Source organism: Pannonibacter sp., assembly GCF_051860505.1.
In the GTDB taxonomy this organism is placed as follows: domain Bacteria; phylum Pseudomonadota; class Alphaproteobacteria; order Rhizobiales; family Stappiaceae; genus Pannonibacter.
Window position 1 is genome coordinate 1 of record NZ_JBHYDX010000008.1, and the last position, 21,390, is coordinate 21,390.

A 21,390-nucleotide genomic window follows, 5' to 3' on the forward strand; every position below is an offset into this window, starting at 1 on the left:
CGCCCTCAATGCCATGATGGGACAAAAAAGGGACTTCAGCGATCAACCAACTTGACAGCAACCGATACAGTTGCTGGCCAAGCGCAGCGCCGAGCCGGGACCGGAGAGTCGAGACCTCAATATTTCAATGAGTTAACGCAGGAGAGACCTTGGCTCTCCGGTCCCGGATCTTCGCTTCGCTCGTCCGGGATGACATCCAGACATTAGTCACTAACCTGCGCCGGCTAGCTCACAACCTGTGCATCGCTTGTGCGCAAGCTGTGGGCCGCCTGTGGACAGCTGCGTGCAAAGACCGGAATTGCCGTTCTACTTCAATCGGCTACGAAGAGCGGTGCTCTGTGGACAATTCCGGGGCCTGTTTAGAGCCCCGGACCGCCAAACTTGTTGCTGCGCGGGAAGCCGGTGGGGGGCAGCCGTCCAGCCTGACCCCGGTCGCCGCGCCAGTCGGCCAGTTCATCCAATGAGCGGGTGTAGCTGCGGCCAGACGTATCGATCCAGGTCAGGCCTGTTGCGCCGGCAAAGACGACCGCATCCGCCACACGCCCATCGCGATAGCGCTGCAGCCGCACACCGCGTCCACGTGACATTTCCGGAACCTGCGCCAACGGGAAGATGACCAGCTTGCGGTTCTGACCGATAACAGCCACCTGATCGCCTTCGACGGGAATGCAGAGCACGGCTTCGTTCGGCGCGGTGACGTTGAGCACCTGTTTGCCCTTGCGTGTGTTGGCAACGACATCCACCTCCGGCACGACAAAGCCGCGTGCTTCATCGCTGATCAGCAGCAGCTTGCGGTCCGGCTTGTGCATGAAGGCTGAAACGATGTCCTGGCCTTCCTCCATGTCGACCATCAGCCGGATCGGCTCGCCATGGCCGCGCCCGCCGGGCAGGTTGGCGGCGGACAGGGTGAAGAACTTGCCGGCGGTGGTCAGCAGCAGGATCTTGTCCGTGGTCTCGCCGGGGAAGGCGATCTTCAGCTTGTCGCCCTGCTTGAAGGTCAGGGTCGAAAGGTCCTGCTGGTGTCCCTTGAGAGCGCGAATCCAGCCCTTTTCCGAGATGATGACGGTGATCGGTTCCTTCTCGATCATCGCCTGCTGGATGTCGCCGAGCGCATGTTCGGGGGCTTCCGCCACATCGGTGCGGCGTTTGCCGAGCGGCGTTTCGGGCCCGTAGGCCTTTGCAATCTCGGCAGTTTCCTTCGAAAGCCGGGCCCATTGCCGTGCTTCCGAGCCGATCAGGTCCTTGAGGTCGTCGCGTTCGCCGGAGAGTTTTTCGTGTTCCTTGCGGATCTCGAACTCTTCCAGCTTGCGCAGCGAGCGCAGGCGCATGTTGAGGATCGCCTCGGCCTGCACGTCACTCAGGCTGAACACCCGCATCAACTCGGCCTTCGGCTCATCCTCCTCGCGGATGATCCGGATCACCTCATCCAGGTTGAGATAGGCAACCAGATAGCCTTCCAGCACCTCGAGCCGGTGCTCGATCTGGGTCAGCCGATGGTTGGATCGGCGCAGCAGCACCTCGCGGCGATGGTCGAGCCATTCGCGCAGGACCTGCTTCAGCCCCATCACCATGGGCACCTTGCCGAGGGACAAGACGTTCATGTTCAAAGGGAATCTGGTTTCAAGCTCGCTCAGCTTGAACAGTGATTCCATCATCAAGGCCGGATCGACATTGCGCGACCGCGGCACCAGGACGACGCGGACGTCTTCAGCAGACTCATCGCGAATGTCATCGAGCAACGGCAGCTTCTTGGCCGTGAGCAGCTCGGCGATCTTCTCGATCAGGCGCGACTTCTGCACCTGGTAGGGGATCTCGGTGATCACGACCACCCATTGGCCCCGGCCGAGATCCTCGACGGACCAGCGCGCGCGGACGCGGAAGCTGCCGCGGCCGGTCTCGTAGGCCTCGAGCAGGCCCTTCGGGTCTTCGACCAGAATGCCACCGGTCGGAAAGTCCGGCCCCTTGAGATAGGCAAGCAGATCCCGGGTGTCGGCGTCCGGATGCTTGATCAGGTGCTGGGCGGCAAGGCACAGCTCATGCGCATTGTGCGGCGGGATCGAGGTCGCCATGCCGACGGCAATGCCGGAGGAGCCGTTGGCGAGGAGATTCGGGAACCCGCCCGGCAGGACGATCGGTTCACGTTCCTCGCCGTCGTAAGTCTCTCGAAAATCGACGGAATCCTCGTCGAGCCCATCGAGCAGACGCTTGGCCGTGTCGGTCAGGCGGGCTTCGGTGTAGCGCATCGCGGCGGCGTTATCGCCGTCGATATTGCCGAAGTTGCCCTGGCCGTCGACCAGCGGATAGCGCTGCGCAAAGTCCTGCGCGAGGCGCACGAGGGCGTCATAGACGGCCTGGTCGCCATGCGGATGGTACTTACCGATTACGTCACCGACGACACGGGCGCACTTCTTGAACCCCGCGCCCGGATCCAGCTTGAGCAGCCGCATGGCGTAAAGCAACCGGCGATGCACCGGCTTCAGACCATCGCGCACATCGGGCAGGGCCCGGTGCATGATGGTCGAGAGAGCGTAGGCGAGGTAGCGTTCCTCGAGTGCGTCGCGCAGGTTGACGCCTTCGATGCCGCTCGGCGGAGTGAGGTCTTTTCCCATGCTGCATGCTTAGCCCGAAGGGGCGGGGGAGACAATTTGCGAGGCAGTGAAATGGCGCAGATTTCGGCGGTTTTTCCCCGCTTTTAGCGTGTCAGCCGAGGGGATCGGGCAGGCCGGCGAGGCCAGCCGCTGTGAAGGCTTTCTCCAGCGCCGATGTCAGTCCCTCGCGTGTCTGCGCAAGGGAGACGCCACGCGGAGAAAACACGTCCCTTTCGAGAAAAAACCGGGTCAACGTCAGACCATTTGCGACATCGCGGAAGTTGATTTCCGAGCCGGGCTGACGTTCGCCGGAAACCAGGAAGGAGGGCAGGGGCAGGAGCCTCTCGCGGTAGGGAGCCCCCGCGTCCCGGGACACGGCCCGGCCGGACTTCGGCGACACATAGGCAAGATCCCAGCTTTGCCCGGTCGAGGCACAGCGGGAGAGGTCGAGGCCGAAGCCAAGTTCGGCGAGGAGTTCAAGTTCGAAGCGGACGATCAGCGGCCCGACGATCAGCGGCTCGCCGAGATGGTCGAGGACGAGGGTCAGCGCTTCGTGGACGCCTGGGTGAGCAGCCCGCTCGGGCATCAGCCGGGCGAGGGCCGTGAGGTGTTGCAGGCCGTAGAGGCCGAGCGGATCGGTCAGGAGCAGGCCCGCGCGGAGCGACAGGGGTTCGACGGCAAAGCTGCCGAGCTGATCTGCAAGACGGGCGCGCCAGGTGACCTGCAAGGAATTGCCCGGCTGCAGCAGCGGGGCAAGGCGGCGGGAGCGGCCGCCGCGCACAAGACCGAGATGACGGCCATGCTGGCGTGTCATCACTTCGATCACCGCGCTGGTCTCCCCCTGCGCCCGGCTCGACAGGAGCACGCCTTCGTCCGTCCACTCCAGTCCCACGTGACCTCCCGGGAAAGTCAGGTCCCCCGACGATCAGCGGGGAAACTCGAGGCCCATTTCGCGGTAGCGCTCCGGATCATCGGACCAGTTCTCGCGCACCTTAACGAAGAGGAACAAATGCACCGGCCGTTCGACGATCTCGGCCAGTTCCGTGCGTGCGGCCTGGGAGATGACCTTGATGGTCTGGCCCTTCTTGCCCAGCACAATGGCTTTCTGGCTGTCGCGCTCGACATAGATCGTCTGTTCAAGACGGACAGAGCCGTCCTTGCGCTCTTCCCATCGCTCGGTCTCGACGGTCGAGACATAGGGAATTTCTTCGTGCAGGCGCTCGAACAGCTTTTCGCGTGTGATCTCGGCGGCAAGCATGCGCATGGGCGCATCGGACACCTGGTCTTCCGGATAAAGCCAGGGACCGGGCCGCACCTTCTCGGCGAAATAGGTCAGGATATCCTGGACACCGTCGCCGCTGAGGGCCGAGACCATGAAAGTCTTCTCGAAAGCGACTTTCTCGTTTGCCGTCACGGCCAGTTTCAGCAGTTTCTCGCGGTTGGCGACATCGGTCTTGTTGAGGATCAGAACCTTCGTCCCGCGTTCGCCAGCGAGCCGGTCGAGGATCGTCTCGACCTCTTCGGTCAGGCCTTTGCGGGCGTCTATGAGCAGGGCGGTGACATCCGCATCGCGCGAACCGCCCCAGGCCGTGTCGACCATGGCCCGGTCAAGCCGGCGCTTGGGCTTGAAGATGCCCGGCGTGTCGACAAAGATCACCTGCGCGTCGCCATGCATGGCGATGCCGCGCACGAGCGCCCGGGTGGTCTGCACCTTGTGCGTGACGATGGACACCTTGGTGCCGACGAGCTGGTTGATCAGTGTGGACTTGCCGGCATTCGGAGCGCCGATCAGCGCAACGAAACCCGCGCGCGTGGTGGGCGCCGTAGCGGGAGCCAGTGTGTCCGCGCCCGTTTGGGCCGTCTCGTCATTCTCGATGTCGTTCAATACGTTGGTCCTGTTTCTGGACGTTGGAATACACTTGCACCTGAAGGCACCGTCCCCGCGTCAGGGGGGCGGATCCAGGGTCGCACGCGCGGAGACTGTCTTATCTTCAGGCAGCGGGCTGCCTAGCGGCGTCACTCGCTCCAGACGCCTTCCCGGCGCAGCATGGCTTCGGCGGCGGCCTGTTCGGCAATCCGCTTGGAACTGCCACTGCCCTCCGCAGGCGCGTGCCGTTCGACATGGACCGCAACGATGAACACCGGCGCGTGGTCCGGTCCACTGCGATCCACCACATCATAGGTGGGCGCGGGCAGGCTGCGCGCCTGGGCCCATTCCTGCAATGTGGTCTTGGCATCACGCAACGGACCGGAGAAGGTCAGCATACGCGGTTCCCACTGCCGGCGCACGAAATCTTCTGCAGTTGCCATGCCGGCGTCGAGATAGATCGCGGCAATCACGGCTTCACAGATATCAGCAAGAAGCGCGGTCTTCTGCCGTCCGCCGGTCTGCGCCTCGCTCTGGCTGATGCGCATGGCATCGCCGAGCTTGAGGTCCTGGGCGATCTCGGCGCAGGTCTCGCGCTTGACCATATGGTTGAGCCGGCGCGCCAGTTCGCCTTCGTCAGCACGCGGAAAGTTCCGGTGCAGCATGGTGGCGACTGCAAGACCCAGAACCCGGTCACCGAGAAACTCCAGCCGCTGGTAGCTGCCGCCGGTTTGCGGGTTGTTCAGGGCACTGGCATGGGTCAGTGCCTGCTCCAGCAGCGAGCGGTCGGTGAAACGGTGGCTGATCCGGTCTTCGACACGGGACAGCGGATCGGTTGTGGTCAGGCGTGTGCTCATCAGCTTTGCCGGTTAGAGCGAATTGAACATGCGATCCCAACGCACGGTCCAGGGCCACTGCCAGAACATCCAGGCCGGCTGACCGTCGGAAACGGAGAAGAAGATCACTTCAGCCCGGCCGACGAGGTTCTCATAGGGAACGTAGCCGACACTCGACTCGACACGGCTGTCGGAGGAGTTGTCGCGGTTATCACCCATCATGAAGTAATGGTCGGCAGGGACTTTGTAGACCTTGGTGTTGTCACCAAAGCCACGCGGATTGAGGTCGAGAGTGTCGTAGCTGACGCCATTCGGCAGGGTTTCACGGAAGCGGGCGATCGGTTGGCTCACACCGAACGCGTCTTTCTCGACGAAATCAGAAATCCGCTCGCGCTTCACCGCTGTGCCGTTGATGTGGAGGGCGCCGTCAATCATCTGGATCTCGTCGCCTGGCATTCCGATCACGCGCTTGATGTAGTCGGTTGAATTGTCGCTCGGCAGCTTGAAGACCACGACATCGCCGCGTTCGGGTTCAGCGCCCCAGATCCGGCCGGAGAAGGGGGCAAGTCCAAACGGGAAGGAGTAGCGCGAATAGCCGTAGCTGTATTTGGAGACGAAGAGATAATCGCCGATCAGCAGGGTGTTCATCATCGACCCGGAGGGGATGTTGAACGGCTGGAACAGGAGCGTGCGCACCACCAGCGCCAGCAGCAGCGCCTGAACAATCACCTTGACGGTCTCGCCGAGACCGCCGTCCTTGGCCTTCTTGTTATCGGTCACGCTCATCGGATCCTTCATCCTTCACCACCGCCGCTGCAGGCGAAATCTGGCGACTTGTACCGGTTCGGGGCAGCACTGGCAACGGACGAGAGGATTACAGCTTGGCAATGTGGGTGGGGGGCATAGCAGGACGGTGGCAATGGAGGGAGATTGTGGCGGACACTGATCAAGCGATATGTCTCCGCGCCGTCCCGGCCTTGTGCCGGCACCTGTAAGGGAGCCAAAGTCCTGAGCCACTTCGTCTACATTCTCGCCAACCGACCCTTTGGAGCGATCTACATCGGGTCAGCGCGCGATCTCAGAGCAAGACTGGAGCAGCACCGGGCTGGTTCGATTGGTGCGCATACATTGAAATACAATATCAAGACACTTGTGTACTTCGAGCAGCATGAAACGGTCCTGGATGCCGTCCACCGGGAGAAACGACTGAAACGTTGGCCGCGCGGCTGGAAAGACAATCTGATCAGTGCGGCCAATTCGGGCTGGTGGGACATTTCAGACCAGATCCCGTTCTGACGGCCATTCTCGCATCTGTTGTGATAGCGCAAGAACATCGGCCTCACCGCCCATGACAGGTCCCGGCACAAGGCCGGGACAGCTCGGAGGGGATCTATTTGTAGCGACTTTGCAAAGGCAGCATTTGCCCCAAGCGCGCGGATGCAGGATCCAAAAGGGGCGCTGCTCTTTCTCTCGTCATCACCATACGCGCCGTCCCGGCCTTGGGCCGGGACCTGTAAGGGACACTTCGCAATGGTGATTGATCAAGGCAGGGGCGGCGGGCAGGATCTGGAATTCAGGGCTCGGCCCACATGACAGGTCCCGGCACAAGGCCGGGACGGCGCGGGGGATGGTTGTGTAGCAATTTAGTGAAACAGCGCTCAATCCTCACGCCTCGCTCGGATCGTCCTTGAGTGGCGGCGTCGGTGGTTCGGGCCAATCGGCCGGCCAGGCGGAGATGACGACAAAGGCCTGGGCCAGCGGATAGTCATCGGTGATGGTGAGATCAATGCGGGGCCGGAAGCCCTCTGGCGTCAAGGCGGTGAGGCGGTCGGCGGCGCTGCCGGTCAGTTGCAGCGTGGGACGGCCGGAGGGCAGGTTGACGACGCCCATCTCGCGCCAGGCAACGCCCATTCGGATGCCGGTCCCGAGCGCCTTGGAACAGGCTTCTTTGGCGGCAAAGCGCTTGGCATAGGAGGCGGCGCGCTCGGCCCGGCGATCCGATTTTGCCCGCTCGATGTCGGTGAAGACCCGGGCGGCAAAGCGCTCGCCGAACCTTTCAAGCGTCTGCTCGATCCGGCGGATGTCACACAGGTCGCTGCCGATGCCGAGGATCATCCGGTCTGACCTTTCTTTCTCGTCACTCAGCAGGACGCGACTGCGCCGAGCGGGCCACTTCCGCCATCTGCCGGGCGGCAATCCGGCGTTGCTTGCGTTCCTGGTACGCCTTCACGCTGAAATAGACTGGAAAGTAACATAGAAGACCGCAGGTCAGCCCGAGCGGCAGGCCGCCAATGATCATCGGCTTGAGAAGAGGCCATAGGGCATCCAGCGAGTGGGTTAAAAGGTCGGCATGCATCAGGCCATGGGTTGCATCAGCCGAAGTGTCCAGGGTTCCTGTCCCGAGGATCACATGGCCGAGCTTGTAGGTGATGGCCCAGATGAAGGGAAAAGTCAGGGGATTGCCGACCACCGTGCCAAGCGCCGAGGCGAGCATATTGCCCCGGACGATCATGGCCACGGCTGCGGCCAGCAGGAAGTGAAAGCCCATGAAAGGAGTGAACGAGGCGAAGGCGCCACAGGAGAAGCCGAGCGCCACCGCATGCGGCGAGGCCGTCAGGCGCAGCACACGCTTGCCATAGTAGCGGAACGACCGCATCCAGCTGGCTCGCGGCCACACGGCGACGCGCAGTTTCTCGTATCGGCTCGGCGGTGTGCGGCGCTGAAACAGCATGGGGCGCGCAGGTCTCCTCGTTCGTCTCCGGCCTCAGGCCAGGTTGCGGCTGCCCGGCTTCACTGGCGGCAAGGCCGCCAGTTCCGGCGGCAGGTTGTCCGGTGAATAGGATGGCACCTTGTAGTCGATCAGGGCGACCAGAGGGACGCTCACATCGGCTTCGCCGGCTGACCGGTCGATCAGGCAGGCAACGCCGACCACATCAGCGCCAATCGCTTTCAGGGCATCAACCGTCTCGCGGCTGGACAGACCGGTGGTGACAATGTCCTCAACGATGATGACACGGGCGCCCGGCTCCAGGTCAAAGCGGCGCAGACGGAATTGGCCGCCCTCCCGCTCCACCCACATGGCCGGTACGCCAAGGTGGCGCGCGGTCTCATAGCCCGGGATCAGGCCGCCGAGGGCGGGGGAAACGATGAAATCAATCGGACCGAGGTTGGCGGCCCGGATCTTGTCAGCCAGAGCCTTGCACAGTTTCTCGGTCTTGTCCGGGTGCATGAACACGCGCGCTTTCTGCAGGAACACAGGGCTGCGCAGGCCGGATGACAGAATGAAATGGCCTTCAAGAATGGCGCCTGCCTCGCGGAACAGGGCCAGGACGTCGTCCTGAGTCATGCGTTTATCCCGTCTGTGGTCCCGCTCTCAGCCGTTGACGCGCGTCACGCTGGACACATTCGGCTTGGTGCGGAGCTGGTTGATGATGCGGTTGAGATGTTTAAGATCCCATACCTCAAGATCGATAATCATCTGGTGAAAATCGGCGACTTTGCGGACCATCTTGAGATTGTCGATGTTGCCGCCGTTCTCGCCGATCACCTGGGCGATGGCCGCGAGCGATCCGGGCTCGTTGAGCGCCGAGACGCTGATCCGGGCCGGAAAGCGCTCGGGATTGTCGATGTCGATATCCCAGCGCACGTCGACCCACAGGTCGCTCTGGTCATCGAATTCCTTCAGCGCCGGGGACTGGATCGGGTAGATCGTCAGGCCTTCGGCCGGCGTCAGGATGCCGACGATGCGATCGCCGGGCACGGCGCCGCCATTGGGCGCGAAATTGACCGGGATGTCGCCGGCAAGGCCCCGGATGGGCAAGGCATCGCCATCGGCGCCGGTGACCGTGGGAATGCGGAACTTCAGGCCCTGACCCTTTTCCAGATCGAACCAGCCTTCGCCCGGCTCGGGCCGGATGATGCCGACGCGCTCGTCCTGGTAGTCGGGATGGACCGACTTGACCACCTGCTGCGCGCTGATTTCGCCGCGGCCGACGGCCGCCAGAAGATCGGCAATGCTGTCCTGGCTGAGCAGGCCGAGGACGCCTTCCAGCAGGCCTTCCGAATACGGCTTGTCGGCACGGGTGAAGGCGCGCTGCAGGATATGCTCGCCGAGGGCGCCATATTGCTTGCGCACGGATTCGCGCGTCGCTCGGCGGATCGCGGCCTTGGCCTTGCCGGTGACGGCGATGGATTCCCAGGCCGGCGGCGGTGTCTGCGCCTGCGACCGGATGATTTCCACTTCGTCGCCGTTCCTGAGTTCGGTGACCAGCGGCATGATCTTGCCGTTCAGCTTGCAGCCGACACAGGTGTTGCCGATGCTGGTGTGCACCGCATAGGCAAAGTCGATCGGCGTTGCCCCGCGCGGCAAGGCGATCAGGCGGCCCTTCGGCGTGAAGCAGAACACCTGGTCGTGGAACAGCTCGAGCTTGGTGTTTTCCAGGAATTCTTCGGGCGTGTCGCCCTGTGACAAGAGGTCGATGGTGCGCCGCAGCCAGTCATAGGCGCGGCTTTCCTCGGTGTGGCGCGCAATGTTGCGGCCGCCGGTCTCGCCGTCCTTGTAGAGCGCATGGGCGGCAATGCCGTATTCGGCGACGCGGTCCATGATCTGGGTGCGGATCTGCAACTCGATGCGCTGGCGGCGCGGGCCGACGATGGTGGTGTGGATCGAGCGATAGTCGTTCTGCTTCGGCGTCGAGATGTAATCCTTGAACCGGCCGGGGACGGTGGACCAGGTGGTGTGGATGACGCCGAGCACCCGGTAGCAGGCCTCGGTAGTGCCGACGATAACGCGGAAGCCATAGATGTCGGACAACTGCTCGAAGCCGAGCGACTTCTGCTGCATCTTGCGGAAGATCGAGTAGGGGCGCTTCTCGCGGCCCTTGACCTGGGCCGCGATGCCGCGTTCGGCGATGCGGGCGGTGAGGGTTTCCTCGATATCGGTGATCAGCCCGTCGTTGCGCTCGCGCAGGCTGGCAAGACGCTCGGCCAGGGTCGCATAGGCGTCCGGGTTGAGGGTGCGGAAGGACAGGTCCTCCAGTTCCTCGCGCATGTCCTGCATGCCCATGCGCCCGGCGAGCGGGGCATAGATCTCCATCGTTTCTTCGGCAATGCGCGCCCGCTTGTGCTCGGGCATATGCTCGAGGGTGCGCATGTTGTGAAGACGGTCGGCAAGCTTGACCAGGAGCACGCGGACGTCGTCGACGATGGCGAGCAGCAGCTTGCGGAAATTTTCGGCCTGCTTGGCCTTCTGGGTCTGCAGGTCGAGGCGCTTGATCTTGGTCAGGCCCTCGACGAGCTTGCCGATCTCCTCGCCGAAGATCGTGTCGATCTCGGCCCGGGTGGCGTCCGTGTCCTCGATGGTGTCATGCAGGAGCGCAACGGCGATGGTCGCGTCATCCAGCCGCAATTCGGTGAGGATGGCGGCGACTTCGAGCGGATGGGAGAAATAGGGATCGCCCGAGGCACGGGTCTGTGACCCATGCTTGCGCATGGCATAGACATAGGCCTTGTTGAGCAGGGCCTCGTCCGCACTGGGATTGTAACGGGTAACCCGTTCAACGAGCTCGTATTGACGCATCATGGCCGGGCCGCATCATGCCGACTGAACACAGGACGGCATGGCGCGCCGGATCACCGGCACGCACTGCCACCGACCTTAAATGTCGTCCGAACGCTCCGGCGGGACAAGCCCTTCGAGGCCACGCAGAAGGTCTTCTTCCGACATGCGGTCGAACTCAACGCTGGAATCGTCAACGGCGTTGATCTGGGTGCCGCCGGACTGGCTGGACGGAACCATCGGCACGGCGCCCGGCTCCGGCTCATCCACTTCCACATATTTCTGCAGCGAGTGGATCAGGTCTTCCTTGAGATCTTCCGGGCTGACCGTCTCATCCGCGATCTCGCGCAGGGCGACGACCGGGTTCTTGTCGTTGTCGCGGTCAATGGTCAGCGGCGCGCCGCTGGAAATCATCCGGGCGCGATGCGCTGCAATCAGAACCAGCTCGAACCGGTTATCGACCTTGTCGATGCAATCCTCGACGGTAACGCGCGCCATAGGACGTCTCCATGTTGTCAGAAATTGAGTCACCAGCGTATACGGCGAACCGCAACGTCGTGCAAGCCTTCGCGCTGCAACAGGTTTCGTGCCCTGAATATATCGTGAAGAACACGGTTTCACTGGGGGTACACGTCAATCTTTACGATTGCGGCATCTGCATTTGATGTAGTACCTCAAGCAGTGTGGTCGTGGAAATTGGGGCATTTTCATGGCTGGTCTGACCAAATTCGTAAAACAGGCGTTTCAAATTTCGGCAACCGATAGTAGTGTGCTTGGGGTGTGAACGGGATTGCCGCGCGAGCGGGCCAGTTTGTTTTGGTCACCACTGCTAAATAACAACGCCGAAAGCAAGGGCAGGGTCTCAATGTTCGATTCTCGTGAAAAAATTGCTTTGTTTATTGATGGGGCAAATTTGTATTCAACGGCCAAGGCTATCGGCTTTGATATTGACTACAAGATGTTGCTTAAGGAATTTCAAGGTAAGGGTTACCTTCTCCGGGCCTATTACTACACTGCGATCATTGAGGATCAGGAGTATTCCTCGATCCGCCCGCTGATCGACTGGCTCGACTACAATGGCTACAAGGTTGTCACGAAGCCTGTAAAGGAATTCATCGACAGCACCGGCCGCCGCAAGGTGAAAGGCAATATGGACATCGAGCTGGCGATTGACGCCATGCAGCTCGTCGACCATGTCGACCACATCGTGCTGTTCTCCGGCGATGGCGATTTCCGCTCGCTGGTCGAGGCGCTGCAGCGCAAGGGCCGCAAGGTCTCGGTGGTGTCCACCCTGCAGACCCAGCCACCGATGATCGCCGACGACCTGCGCCGCCAGGCCGACCATTTCATCGATCTTGCCCATCTTGCTTCGCGCGTTGGCCGCGAACCGGTCGAGCGGCCCGTCCGCATGCCGGACCGCGACCGGGAGCGCGAGCGGGCGATGGACGAGGATGATGACTATTGATGCCTGAGGCTTCCGCCGCGACGGAGCCGTCCCGCGACTGTCCGACTTGCCCGCGCCTTGTTGCTTTCCGGATGGAGCACAGGGCGCGGTTTCCTGACTGGTTCAACGCGCCGGTTCCGAGTTTCACCTCGGAACGGCCCGTGCTGATGGTGGTTGGACTGGCCCCAGGATTGCGCGGCGCCAACCGCACCGGGCGGCCCTTTACCGGCGACTATGCCGGTGATCTCCTCTACGAGACCATGATCGATTTCGGCTTTGCGGCGGGGTCCTATCAGGCCCGACCGGATGACGGGTTGCAACTGACCGGCGCAATGATCACCAACGCGGTGCGCTGCGTGCCGCCGGAAAACAAACCGACCGGGCCGGAAATCAACGCCTGCCGCCCCTATCTAGTAGCGACACTAGAAGCTGCGACGAGCGTGCGGGCCGTCCTGGCGCTGGGGCGCATCGCCCATGACACGTTTTTGACGACCCTGGGACTACCACGCAGCCGAAATGCCTTTGCGCACGGCGCAAGGCATGACCTGAGTTATCGGGGGCGGCCGCTGATGCTCTTCGACAGCTATCACTGCTCCCGCTACAACACCAACACCGGCCGCCTGACCCGCGAGATGTTCCGCGATGTGTTTTCGGCCATGCGGGCTGCGCTGGGTTGAGCGAGGCGCAAGGCCTTCGGCCGTTTCCCTTTCCTTGGTCGTCATGCCATGGCTCGACCATGGCATCCATGCCGTTGCCTTTCCATGCGGTACATCCTGTCGAGGTTGCGTCTCGCTGATGCTGTCCGAGCTGTGAGGTCACGGCATGGATGCCATGATCAAGTCATGGCATGACGAAGGCGTTGAAGGTTTATGGGGGCGGCGAGGGTTGGGGGCTGGCTTGCAGCCCTTGCCGGATTTCTCCGGCAGCCAACACACATTTTCCCCTCTCCTTTTTCGTCATGCCATGGCTCGACCATGGCATCCATGCCGTTACCTTTCCACGCGGTTCACCCTGTCGCGGGCGCGTCTCGCTGATGCTGGCCGGGCTGTGAGGTTACGGCATGGATGCCATGATCAAGTCATGGCATGACGAGGAGGTTGAAGGTTCAAGGCGTGGCGCCGGGCTCCACCAGCGACCAGCCTTCCGGGCCGAGATGCTCCTGCGGCTGGAAGCGGGCCTTGTAGGACATTTTGTCTGATCCATCGACCCAGTACCCGAGATAGACATAGGGCAGCCCAAGCTTTCGGGCGCGCTCGATGTGGTCGAGAATCATGAAGGTGCCGATGCTGAGATCCTGCATCTCAGGGTCATAGAACGAGTAGACCATCGACAATCCGTCAGCGAGGCGATCACTGAGGGCGACGGCGACGAGCGGGCCGGTGCCGCGCCGGGTCAGGAAGCTGTCCGGTCCGCGCCGGCGGTATTCAACCACCATCGTGTCGACATGGGTGTCCTCGATCATCATGGCATAGTCGAGCACGGTCATTTCCGACATGCCGCCATTCTCGTGCCGGGCCAGGAGATAGGTCCGGAACAGGTCATATTGCTCGGAGGAGGGCGAGGGTGGCAGTTCGGCGCCAATCAGGCTGCTGCCGGTCTTCCAGGTGCGGCGGAAAGACCGGGTCCAATCGAACTCGGCAACGCGAACCCGGACGGAAACGCAGGCCCGGCACATTTCACAGGCCGGTCGGTAGGCGATGTTCTGGCTGCGACGAAAACCGCCCTGGGTAAGGACATCGTTGAGGGAGGACGCCTGATGACCGACAAGATGCGTGAAGACCTTGCGTTCCTGGCGCCCGGGCAGATACGGGCAGGGCGCGGGCGCGGTTAGATAGAACTGCGGATGGTCAATCGGGTGACGGGTCACGACCGGTGTTTGGCTCCTGCTACGCCCTTTCTTCTACTCTATTACGTGGGCGTCCCAAACGACACGTCAACCAAAGAATGAAGGTGCTCTGCCGCTGAGCCGGCAAAGCTGGGGAGCAATTGTCACCGGAGCGTGTCAGATCAAGGTACTTGGCCGTCACTGTTGAGGGGAGCGACCAGGCTCGCCCGGGACTTGGTCAGGGCCGGGACAGTGCCGGGCTGTTGACGACGATTGTGCCGAGGATCAGGTCGTGCAGCAGGCGCTTGCGGTCGCTGAACAGGCTGACCAGCAAGACGAGCGGCGTCAGCAGGGTAAAGGACAGCCAGAACAAGAGAACGTGCATGGCGGCCAGCAGGGCATAGGGCTTTGCGCCATACCACAGCCGCATCTCGATCCCCATCGCGCGCATGCCCGGTGTTGCCGCATTGGGCCCGCCAAGGGTCACCGCCGTATAGATCAGCGCGACTGCCTGCCACAGGAAGGCGTAGAAAAACCACGCCAGACCCAGCGTGAAGATGCCGAGAAAGAACACCAGGACGCCGGCGACGAAGGTGAAGAATGCGACCAGCAGCACGTCGATCAGAAACGCAAAGACACGCTTGCTGCGGATACCGTCAAACAGGGCGGGATTGGCCATTGGGTCGAACTGGTCCCGCTTCGGCTCGTCATAGCTGGCGTCATAGGTCATTGGCGGTCTCCTTGCGGTGGAGATGTGGGATCCCCTTGCGCACTGTGCAATGGCGAAAGCTCACGCCATTACTTCCGCAACGTTCATCGACCGCACGGGGAAGCCGCGCGCTTCCAGAGCCGAGATGATCTTCTGGCCATGCGCCGCATCGAAGGTCTCGAAGGTGACGTCCAGTGTCGCGCCCTTGGCCGGCACGTTGAGGAACAGCCGGTGGTGCGAGACGTCCACGACATTGCCCTGCATCTTGCCGATGAGCGTTGTGATCTCGCCAAGTACGCCCGGCCGGTCCGGCGTGTCGATGCGGATGGCGAGCAGCTTGCCGTCGCGGGCGAGTTCCCGCACCACGATGGAGGAGACCAGCCGCGGATCGATGTTGCCGCCGCACAGGACAAGCCCGACCTTCTTGCCCGCAAAGCGGGCAGGGTCTGTGAGAAGGGCCGCAAGGCCTGCGGCCCCGGCGCCTTCGGCCAGCGTCTTCTGCTGCGTCAGGAACAGGTTGATCGCCCGCTCGATGGCGCTTTCCTCGGCAAGGATGATGTCATCCACCAGCTCGGCCACGATCATCCGGGTGAGATCGCCGACATCGCGCACGGCAATGCCTTCGGCGATGGTCGGGCCGCCGCAGGTGACCGGCTCGTTGTTCAGCGCGCCCCACATGGCCGGATAGAGCCGAGTCTCGACGCCGATGACGGAGATCGACGGCTTCAGCGCCTTGGCTGCGACCGCCATGCCGGAAATCAGTCCGCCGCCGCCGACCGGCACCACGAGACAGTCAAGATCCGGATCCTCGGCCAGCATTTCCAGCGCGATGGTGCCCTGGCCGCGCATCACGTGCGGGTCGTCAAACGGGTGCACCCAGACGAAGCCATGCTCTTCCGACAGGCGCTGCGCCTCGGCCTTGGCCTCGACAAGCGTGTCACCCGACAGGACCACAGTGGCGCCATAGCCGCGCGTGGCGGTGATCTTCACGAAGGGCGTCGGCTCCGGCATGACGATGGTCGCCGGGATGCCAAGACGACCGGCATGGTAGGCGACGGCCTGGGCATGGTTGCCGGCCGACATGGCGATGACGCCGCGCGCCCGTTCCTCGGCCGTCAGCGACAGCAGCTTCACCAGGGCGCCGCGCTCCTTGAAGGCGCCGGTGACCTGGAGGTTGTCATACTTGATGCTGACAATGGCGCCAGTCAGCGCCGACAATTTCGGCGCCGGCAGGAAGGGCGTGCGCAGCACCGACCCGTCAATGAGACGGGCGGCATCCTGGACATCGGCAAGCGTGATCGGCAGGGGCATCAAGACCTCACAGTCAGACTGGGCGGATCTGGCCGGATCTGGCCAGGTGGCGCGGCTCAACGGGCGCGCTTGAGGATCTCGGCCACCTTCGGGGCGAAATAGGTGAGGATGCCGTCGGCCCCCGCGCGGCGGAACGCCATCAGGCTTTCCATCATGGCGCGTTCCCCGTCGATCCAGCCATTGTGGGAGGCGGCGACGATCATCGCGTATTCGCCGGACACCTGATAGGCGTAGGTCGGCACGCGGAAGCTCTCCTTCACCCGCTGGATGATGTCGAGATAGGGCATGCCCGGCTTGACCATCACCATGTCCGCCCCTTCCGCCAGATCCATCTCGACCTCGCGCAGGGCCTCGTCGGTGTTGGCCGGATCCATCTGGTAGGTGCGCTTGTCGCCAATGAGCGTCTTGGAGGTGCCGACTGCGTCGCGGAACGGGCCGTAGAAGGCCGAGGCATATTTGGCCGAATAGGCCATGATCTGGGTGTCGCGGTGACCGGCTTCGTCCAGCGCCCGGCGGATCGCGCCGATGCGGCCATCCATCATGTCGGATGGGGCAATGACGTCAGCGCCGGCCTCGACCTGGACGAGGGCCTGGCGGCAGAGCTGGTCGACGGTCTCGTCGTTGAGAATGCGCTCGCCCAGCATCAGGCCGTCGTGGCCGTGGCTGGTGTAGGGGTCGAGCGCCACGTCGGTGATGAGGCCGATGTCGAGTTCGGCCTGCTTGATGGCCCGGCAGGCGCGGCAGATGAGGTTTCCTGAATTGAGCGCTTCTGTGCCGGCCTCATCGCGCAGGGCCGGGTCCGTGTAGGGAAACAGCGCCAGCGCCGGGATGCCGAGGCTTGCGGCATATTCCGCCTCGCGCACGGCCTCGTCCACTGACAGGCGCTCGACACCGGGCATGGAGGCCACTGGCTGGCGCACATTGGTGCCATCGACCAGAAAGATCGGCCAGATCAGGTCATTGATGGAAAGCGTCGTTTCCTGCACCAGCCGCCGGGCCCAGTCGGCACGGCGATTGCGCCGCATGCGGCGTCCGCCGAGAATGTCGTCAATGTGCTCGGACGTGATGCGGGGCGAATGGGAAGACATGGGCGTTTCCTGACCTTGGCCCTGAGGGCCATCTTTTTGATGGCCGGACTTTAGCAACAGGGGCAGGGCTTCGCCAGTCATCGATGGGCGCGCGGCCTGCGGCGGTTTGGCGGCAAAGGGCAACTGTCCACAACACACTCAGCCGAATAGCCGATCGGCGCGCAAATTGACGTTAACGTCAAAAATAGCTACGAAACCTAAGGCCGACGCTGCGGCGGCATGCGCACAGCCAAGGGCGGACCATTGGGAGGTGGCCATGGATTTTTGCCTGACTGAGGACCAGCTGGCGTTTCAGGATCTGGCCGCCGGTTTCGCCCGCGACGCGATGGAGCCGCATGCCCGGGAGTGGGATGAAAAGTCCATCTTTCCGCTCGAGACCCTGCGCAAGGCGGCTGAACTGGGCTTTGCCGGCATCTATGTGCGCGAGGAGGTCGGCGGTTCCGGCCTGACGCGACTGGATGCGGCGCTGATCTTCGAGGAACTGGCCAAGGGCTGCACCTCGACGGCGGCCTATATCTCGATCCACAACATGGTCGGCTGGATGATCGACCGTTTCGGCTCGGACGCGCTGCGCCAGCGCTATGTGCCCGATCTTTGCACCATGGCCCGCTTTGGCAGCTATTGCCTGACCGAGCCGGGTTCAGGCTCGGATGCCGCCAGTCTCCGGACCCGGGCGGTGCGCGAGGGCGATCACTACGTTCTCAATGGCTCCAAGGCCTTCATCTCCGGCGGCGGCGCAGCGGACATCTATATCGTCATGGCGCGCACGGGAGGGGAGGGGGCCGGCGGCGTTTCCTGCTTTGTGGTTGAGAAAGGCACGCCCGGCCTCAGCTTCGGCGCGCAAGAGATCAAGCTTGGCTGGAAGAGCCAGCCGACGGCGCAGGTGAATTTCTCGGACTGCCGCATTCCGGCCGGCAACCGCATCGGCGAGGAGGGCGAAGGCTTCAAGTTCGCCATGGCCGGGCTGGACGGCGGCCGCCTCAACATCGGCGCCTGTTCGCTCGGCGCGGCGCAGACCTGCCTCGACCGGTCGATTGCCTACATGAAGGAGCGCCGCCAGTTCGGCAAGGCGCTGACCGAGTTCCAGGCGCTGCAGTTCCGCCTCGCCGACATGGCGACGGAGCTGGAGGCCGCGCGGCTCTTGCTGCACAAGGCGGCGATTGCGGTCAACGACAAGGCGCCGGGCGCGACGCGGCTGGCGGCGATGGCCAAGCGGCTGGCGACGGACACCGGCTTTGCCGTCGTCAACGAGGCGCTGCAGCTGCATGGCGGCTATGGCTACTTGCGCGACTATCCGATCGAGCGCTACCTGCGCGACGTGCGGGTGCACCAGATCCTGGAAGGCACCAACGAAATCATGCGGGTGATCATCGCCCGCGACCTGCTGGGTCGCTGAGGGAGCGCTGGCCATGACCGATGACGTGCTGTTCGAGACAAGGGGTAAGGCCGGGATCATCACGCTGAACCGGCCGCAGGCGCTGAACGCCCTGACGCACGAGATGGTGCGGGCGATCTCGGTGAGGTTGGATGACTGGGAGCACAATCCCTCTGTTGAGCGCATCCTGTTGCGCGGGGCCGGCGAGAAGGCTTTTTGCGCTGGTGGCGATATTCGCCAGGTCTATGAAAGCGGAGAAGCGCTGGGCCGCACCGGCAACCCGGAACAGACCCGGCTCTTTGGCGATGAGTACATCCTCAACGCCCGCATCCATGCCTTCGCCAAGCCGTGGATCTCGCTGATCGACGGCATCGTCATGGGCGGTGGTGTCGGCTTGTCGGTGCATGGCAGTCACCGGGTTGGGACGGAAAAGACCCTGTTCGCCATGCCGGAAACCGGCATCGGCTTCTTCCCCGATGTCGGCGGCTCCTATTTCCTGCCCCGCCTCAAGTCCGGCATCGGGCTTTACTGCGCGCTGTCGGCTGCACGGCTGAAGCAGGCCGATGCGCTTTATGCCGGAGTGCTGACGCACACGGTGCCCTCAGCGGCGATTGCAGCCCTGACCGACGCGCTCGCGGCTGCGGAGGATGTCGAGGCCGTGCTGGCAGCGCATGTGGTGGATCCGGGCCCGGCACCGCTGGCCGCCCATACGAGAGAGGTTGAACACATCTTCACGCAGCCGACGCTTGGCGGAGTGATGGCGGCGCTGGAGGCGGCGACCGGAGACTTTGCCGAAGGCGCACGCAAGGCAATCGCAACGAAGTCACCGACCAGCGTCGCCTTGTCCTTCGAGCAGCTGAAGCGCGGGGCGAGCCTGCCGTTCAATGCCTGCATGCGCATGGAATACAGGATCGTCAGCGAGATCCTGAAGCACCATGACTTCTATGAAGGTGTGCGGGCCGTGCTGATCGACAAGGACAACGCGCCACGCTGGACGCCGGAGCGGCTGGAGCAGGTGGACAGCGCCGCGCTGGGCGCGTATTTCGAGGAGCCGGCCGGGGGCGATCTGCCGCTGGCCTGAATTCCTCCCGATGTAAGTCCAGGGCCTGAGTGAGCCCATCCAGCCGGGGCCGCGCCATGATCGTTACCTTCCAGGACCTTCTCAAGAACCGCCCGCCCTGGGCGGTCGTGCTGATGTGGTACCTCAGGGCCATGGCCCTGCTGCTGATTGCCGGCGGGGTGATTCACTGGGCGCGCATCGTCGGCTATTCGCCGTGGCGCGGGGTCTGGTTCTGGGACATGCCGATCGAGTGGCAGACGGCAACGGTGTTCTTTGCCGTACTGGACCTGGTGGCGGCCATCGGCCTGTGGCTGACGGTGTCCTGGGGCACGGTGATGTGGCTGTTCCGGGCGCTCAGCCAGATCGTGATGCACACCGCCTTTGCCGACATTTTCGGCCGTCGGCCCTATGAAATCTCTTTCTACATGCTGACCATCGCGATCTACCTGCTGCTGCTCTACCTGATGGAGCAGGAGCAGAAGAAGCGATAGGCGGCCCATCAACGACGCCTTCGGGGGGACTGAACATGACAACAATTGCATTCATCGGCCTTGGCAACATGGGCGGACCGATGGCCGCCAACCTCGCCAAGGCAGGCCATCAGGTCACGGGCTTCGATCTCAGCGAAGACGCCAAGGCGCGTCTGGTGGCCGCCGGTGGCCGGGCTGTGGCGACCGTCGCCGAAGCTGTCACGGGCGCCGATGTTGTCGTCTCCATGCTGCCGGCCGGCAAGCATGTCCGCTCGGTCTACACCGGCCCTGATGGCGTCATTGCCAATGCGCCGAAGGGCGCGCTGCTGATCGACAGCTCGACCATTGACGTCGACAGCGCGCGCGCGGTCGCTGACGCTGCCAAGGCAGCCGGCATGCTGATGCTCGATGCGCCGGTGTCCGGCGGCGTCGGCGGGGCGGCAGCCGGCACGCTGACCTTCATGGTCGGCGGCGAAGCCGAGGCCTTCGAGCAGGCCAAGCCGATCCTGTCCGCCATGGGCAAGAACATCATTCACGCCGGCGGCGCGGGCACCGGCCAGGCGGCCAAGATCTGCAACAACATGATCCTCGGCATCTCGATGGTCGCCGTCAGCGAGGCCTTTGTTCTCGCCGAGCGCCTTGGCCTCGATGCGCAGAAGCTCTTTGACATCTCCTCGACCTCGTCGGGCCAGTGCTGGTCGCTGACCAGCTATTGCCCGGTGCCAGGGCCGGTGGCGACCTCGCCGGCCAACCGCGACTACCAGCCGGGCTTTGCCGCGCAGATGATGCTGAAGGACCTGAAACTGGCCCAGGAGGCGGCGCAGTCGTCGGGCGCAGCAACGCCGCTGGGAGCGCAGGCCGCCGCGCTTTACGCCATGTTCTGCAACTCCGGCCACGCCGACATGGACTTCTCCGGCATCGTCAAGTACCTGCGCGGCGACGCCTGAGGCTTTCGACCTCTCATCCAATCCCGGATCGGGCCGCTCTGCCACACGCAGGGCGGCCCTTTCTGCTTTGTCCAGAACAACGGCATTCGTCATGCCATGGCTTGACCATGGCATCCACGCCGTTCCCTCGCAGCTTGTGGAGCGTGTCGACGAGGATTGTCATGGACGCACAGCGCTGGCCGAGGCGTCACGGCATGGATGCCATGGTCGAGCCATGGCATGACGAAGGAGGGGGGGGAGATGAGTGGGGCAGCTTCAGCCTGGGCCTGCACTATGGGAATGTCCTGTGTTTTCCCTGACCATCCACATTCGT

General features: G+C 63.2%; 21 protein-coding genes. 7 read left to right on the plus strand and 14 right to left on the minus strand.

What is annotated here, in order from left to right:
- Positions 1-359: 359 nt before the first annotated feature.
- The 5 genes from parC to lepB form a co-directional block, all read right to left on the minus strand.
- Positions 360-2,609 carry a DNA topoisomerase IV subunit A gene (gene parC, locus ACTIFE_RS07250; protein WP_439528496.1) on the minus strand — a complete coding sequence of 750 codons (2,250 nt, stop codon included), beginning with the start codon at positions 2,607-2,609 and terminating at the stop codon, positions 360-362.
- A 91-nt stretch (positions 2,610-2,700) separates the two neighbouring features.
- Positions 2,701-3,474, minus strand: coding sequence for a DNA repair protein RecO (gene recO / locus ACTIFE_RS07255; protein ID WP_439528636.1), 774 nt, complete (start codon positions 3,472-3,474; stop codon positions 2,701-2,703).
- A 39-nt stretch (positions 3,475-3,513) separates the two neighbouring features.
- Positions 3,514-4,464 carry a GTPase Era gene (gene era / locus ACTIFE_RS07260; RefSeq protein ID WP_439528637.1) on the minus strand — a complete coding sequence of 317 codons (951 nt, stop codon included), beginning with the start codon at positions 4,462-4,464 and terminating at the stop codon, positions 3,514-3,516.
- Positions 4,465-4,604: 140 nt separating this feature from the next.
- Positions 4,605-5,312: a ribonuclease III gene (gene rnc / locus ACTIFE_RS07265; protein ID WP_439528497.1), complete on the minus strand. Its 708-nt coding sequence runs from the start codon at positions 5,310-5,312 to the stop codon at positions 4,605-4,607.
- Between the two features lie 12 nt (positions 5,313-5,324).
- Positions 5,325-6,077, minus strand: a complete 753-nt coding sequence (gene lepB, locus ACTIFE_RS07270; protein WP_439528498.1) for a signal peptidase I — start codon at positions 6,075-6,077, stop codon at positions 5,325-5,327.
- Positions 6,078-6,221: 144 nt separating this feature from the next.
- Here lepB and ACTIFE_RS07275 point away from each other — a divergent pair, with 144 nt between their 5' ends.
- Positions 6,222-6,587, plus strand: coding sequence for a GIY-YIG nuclease family protein (locus ACTIFE_RS07275; RefSeq protein ID WP_439528499.1), 366 nt, complete (start codon positions 6,222-6,224; stop codon positions 6,585-6,587).
- Between the two features lie 369 nt (positions 6,588-6,956).
- Here ACTIFE_RS07275 and acpS read toward each other — a convergent pair whose 3' ends face one another.
- From acpS to rpoZ, 5 genes are all read right to left on the minus strand, one after another.
- The gene (acpS, locus tag ACTIFE_RS07280; protein WP_439528500.1) at positions 6,957-7,406 is read right to left on the minus strand and encodes a holo-ACP synthase; all 450 of its coding nucleotides are present in this window, start codon (positions 7,404-7,406) and stop codon (positions 6,957-6,959) included.
- Between the two features lie 22 nt (positions 7,407-7,428).
- The gene (locus ACTIFE_RS07285) at positions 7,429-8,022 is read right to left on the minus strand and encodes a DUF2062 domain-containing protein (protein ID WP_439528501.1); all 594 of its coding nucleotides are present in this window, start codon (positions 8,020-8,022) and stop codon (positions 7,429-7,431) included.
- Between the two features lie 33 nt (positions 8,023-8,055).
- Complete coding sequence (gene pyrE, locus ACTIFE_RS07290; RefSeq protein ID WP_439528502.1) at positions 8,056-8,637, minus strand: orotate phosphoribosyltransferase; 582 nt, start codon at positions 8,635-8,637, stop codon at positions 8,056-8,058.
- Between the two features lie 27 nt (positions 8,638-8,664).
- Positions 8,665-10,872 carry a RelA/SpoT family protein gene (locus ACTIFE_RS07295; protein ID WP_439528503.1) on the minus strand — a complete coding sequence of 736 codons (2,208 nt, stop codon included), beginning with the start codon at positions 10,870-10,872 and terminating at the stop codon, positions 8,665-8,667.
- A 75-nt stretch (positions 10,873-10,947) separates the two neighbouring features.
- Positions 10,948-11,346 (minus strand): DNA-directed RNA polymerase subunit omega, encoded by a 399-nt coding sequence (gene rpoZ / locus ACTIFE_RS07300; RefSeq protein WP_106752230.1) that lies wholly within the window; start codon positions 11,344-11,346, stop codon positions 10,948-10,950.
- A gap of 367 nt (positions 11,347-11,713) precedes the next feature.
- Here rpoZ and ACTIFE_RS07305 point away from each other — a divergent pair, with 367 nt between their 5' ends.
- Together ACTIFE_RS07305 and ACTIFE_RS07310 are read left to right on the plus strand one after the other, a co-directional pair.
- Positions 11,714-12,313 carry a LabA-like NYN domain-containing protein gene (locus tag ACTIFE_RS07305; RefSeq protein WP_439528638.1) on the plus strand — a complete coding sequence of 200 codons (600 nt, stop codon included), beginning with the start codon at positions 11,714-11,716 and terminating at the stop codon, positions 12,311-12,313.
- Complete coding sequence (locus ACTIFE_RS07310; RefSeq protein ID WP_439528504.1) at positions 12,313-12,969, plus strand: uracil-DNA glycosylase; 657 nt, start codon at positions 12,313-12,315, stop codon at positions 12,967-12,969. The genes ACTIFE_RS07305 and ACTIFE_RS07310 overlap by 1 nt, the downstream gene beginning before the upstream one ends.
- A 428-nt stretch (positions 12,970-13,397) precedes the next feature.
- Here ACTIFE_RS07310 and ACTIFE_RS07315 read toward each other — a convergent pair whose 3' ends face one another.
- The 4 genes from ACTIFE_RS07315 to hemB form a co-directional block, all read right to left on the minus strand.
- Positions 13,398-14,159: an arginyltransferase gene (locus tag ACTIFE_RS07315; protein ID WP_439528505.1), complete on the minus strand. Its 762-nt coding sequence runs from the start codon at positions 14,157-14,159 to the stop codon at positions 13,398-13,400.
- A gap of 196 nt (positions 14,160-14,355) precedes the next feature.
- A complete protein-coding gene (locus tag ACTIFE_RS07320; protein ID WP_439528506.1) occupies positions 14,356-14,847 on the minus strand; it encodes an RDD family protein in 492 nt (163 codons plus the stop codon).
- A gap of 60 nt (positions 14,848-14,907) precedes the next feature.
- A complete protein-coding gene (locus ACTIFE_RS07325) occupies positions 14,908-16,137 on the minus strand; it encodes a threonine ammonia-lyase (protein ID WP_439528507.1) in 1,230 nt (409 codons plus the stop codon).
- A 56-nt stretch (positions 16,138-16,193) separates the two neighbouring features.
- Entirely contained in the window at positions 16,194-17,225 is a 1,032-nt protein-coding gene (gene hemB / locus ACTIFE_RS07330; protein WP_439528508.1) for a porphobilinogen synthase, read from the minus strand.
- 256 nt (positions 17,226-17,481) lie between these two features.
- Between hemB and ACTIFE_RS07335 the strand changes: the two genes are divergently transcribed.
- From ACTIFE_RS07335 to mmsB, 4 genes are read left to right on the plus strand one after another with little or no spacing between them, the layout of a single operon-like run.
- Positions 17,482-18,621: an isobutyryl-CoA dehydrogenase gene (locus tag ACTIFE_RS07335; RefSeq protein ID WP_439528509.1), complete on the plus strand. Its 1,140-nt coding sequence runs from the start codon at positions 17,482-17,484 to the stop codon at positions 18,619-18,621.
- 13 nt (positions 18,622-18,634) lie between these two features.
- Positions 18,635-19,681, plus strand: coding sequence for an enoyl-CoA hydratase/isomerase family protein (locus ACTIFE_RS07340; RefSeq protein ID WP_439528510.1), 1,047 nt, complete (start codon positions 18,635-18,637; stop codon positions 19,679-19,681).
- Positions 19,682-19,737: 56 nt separating this feature from the next.
- Positions 19,738-20,151: a DUF6163 family protein gene (locus tag ACTIFE_RS07345; protein ID WP_439528511.1), complete on the plus strand. Its 414-nt coding sequence runs from the start codon at positions 19,738-19,740 to the stop codon at positions 20,149-20,151.
- Positions 20,148-21,077 (plus strand): 3-hydroxyisobutyrate dehydrogenase, encoded by a 930-nt coding sequence (gene mmsB / locus ACTIFE_RS07350; protein ID WP_439528639.1) that lies wholly within the window; start codon positions 20,148-20,150, stop codon positions 21,075-21,077. Before ACTIFE_RS07345 ends, mmsB begins: the two co-directional genes overlap by 4 nt.
- Positions 21,078-21,390: the final 313 nt, after the last annotated feature.

Bases quoted from the DNA above. Each gene is read 5' to 3' on its own strand.
- parC (WP_439528496.1), bottom strand. From the start codon at position 2,609: ATGGGAAAAGACCTCACTCCGCCGAGCGGCATCGAAGGCGTCAACCTG.
- rnc (WP_439528497.1), bottom strand. From the start codon at position 5,312: ATGAGCACACGCCTGACCACAACCGATCCGCTGTCCCGTGTCGAAGAC.
- lepB (WP_439528498.1), bottom strand. From the start codon at position 6,077: ATGAGCGTGACCGATAACAAGAAGGCCAAGGACGGCGGTCTCGGCGAG.
- acpS (WP_439528500.1), bottom strand. From the start codon at position 7,406: ATGATCCTCGGCATCGGCAGCGACCTGTGTGACATCCGCCGGATCGAG.
- ACTIFE_RS07285 (WP_439528501.1), bottom strand. From the start codon at position 8,022: ATGCTGTTTCAGCGCCGCACACCGCCGAGCCGATACGAGAAACTGCGC.
- pyrE (WP_439528502.1), bottom strand. From the start codon at position 8,637: ATGACTCAGGACGACGTCCTGGCCCTGTTCCGCGAGGCAGGCGCCATT.
- ACTIFE_RS07295 (WP_439528503.1), bottom strand. From the start codon at position 10,872: ATGATGCGTCAATACGAGCTCGTTGAACGGGTTACCCGTTACAATCCC.
- rpoZ (WP_106752230.1), bottom strand. From the start codon at position 11,346: ATGGCGCGCGTTACCGTCGAGGATTGCATCGACAAGGTCGATAACCGG.
- ACTIFE_RS07305 (WP_439528638.1), top strand. From the start codon at position 11,714: ATGTTCGATTCTCGTGAAAAAATTGCTTTGTTTATTGATGGGGCAAAT.
- ACTIFE_RS07310 (WP_439528504.1), top strand. From the start codon at position 12,313: ATGCCTGAGGCTTCCGCCGCGACGGAGCCGTCCCGCGACTGTCCGACT.
- ACTIFE_RS07320 (WP_439528506.1), bottom strand. From the start codon at position 14,847: ATGACCTATGACGCCAGCTATGACGAGCCGAAGCGGGACCAGTTCGAC.
- ACTIFE_RS07325 (WP_439528507.1), bottom strand. From the start codon at position 16,137: ATGCCCCTGCCGATCACGCTTGCCGATGTCCAGGATGCCGCCCGTCTC.
- hemB (WP_439528508.1), bottom strand. From the start codon at position 17,225: ATGTCTTCCCATTCGCCCCGCATCACGTCCGAGCACATTGACGACATT.
- ACTIFE_RS07335 (WP_439528509.1), top strand. From the start codon at position 17,482: ATGGATTTTTGCCTGACTGAGGACCAGCTGGCGTTTCAGGATCTGGCC.
- ACTIFE_RS07340 (WP_439528510.1), top strand. From the start codon at position 18,635: ATGACCGATGACGTGCTGTTCGAGACAAGGGGTAAGGCCGGGATCATC.
- ACTIFE_RS07345 (WP_439528511.1), top strand. From the start codon at position 19,738: ATGATCGTTACCTTCCAGGACCTTCTCAAGAACCGCCCGCCCTGGGCG.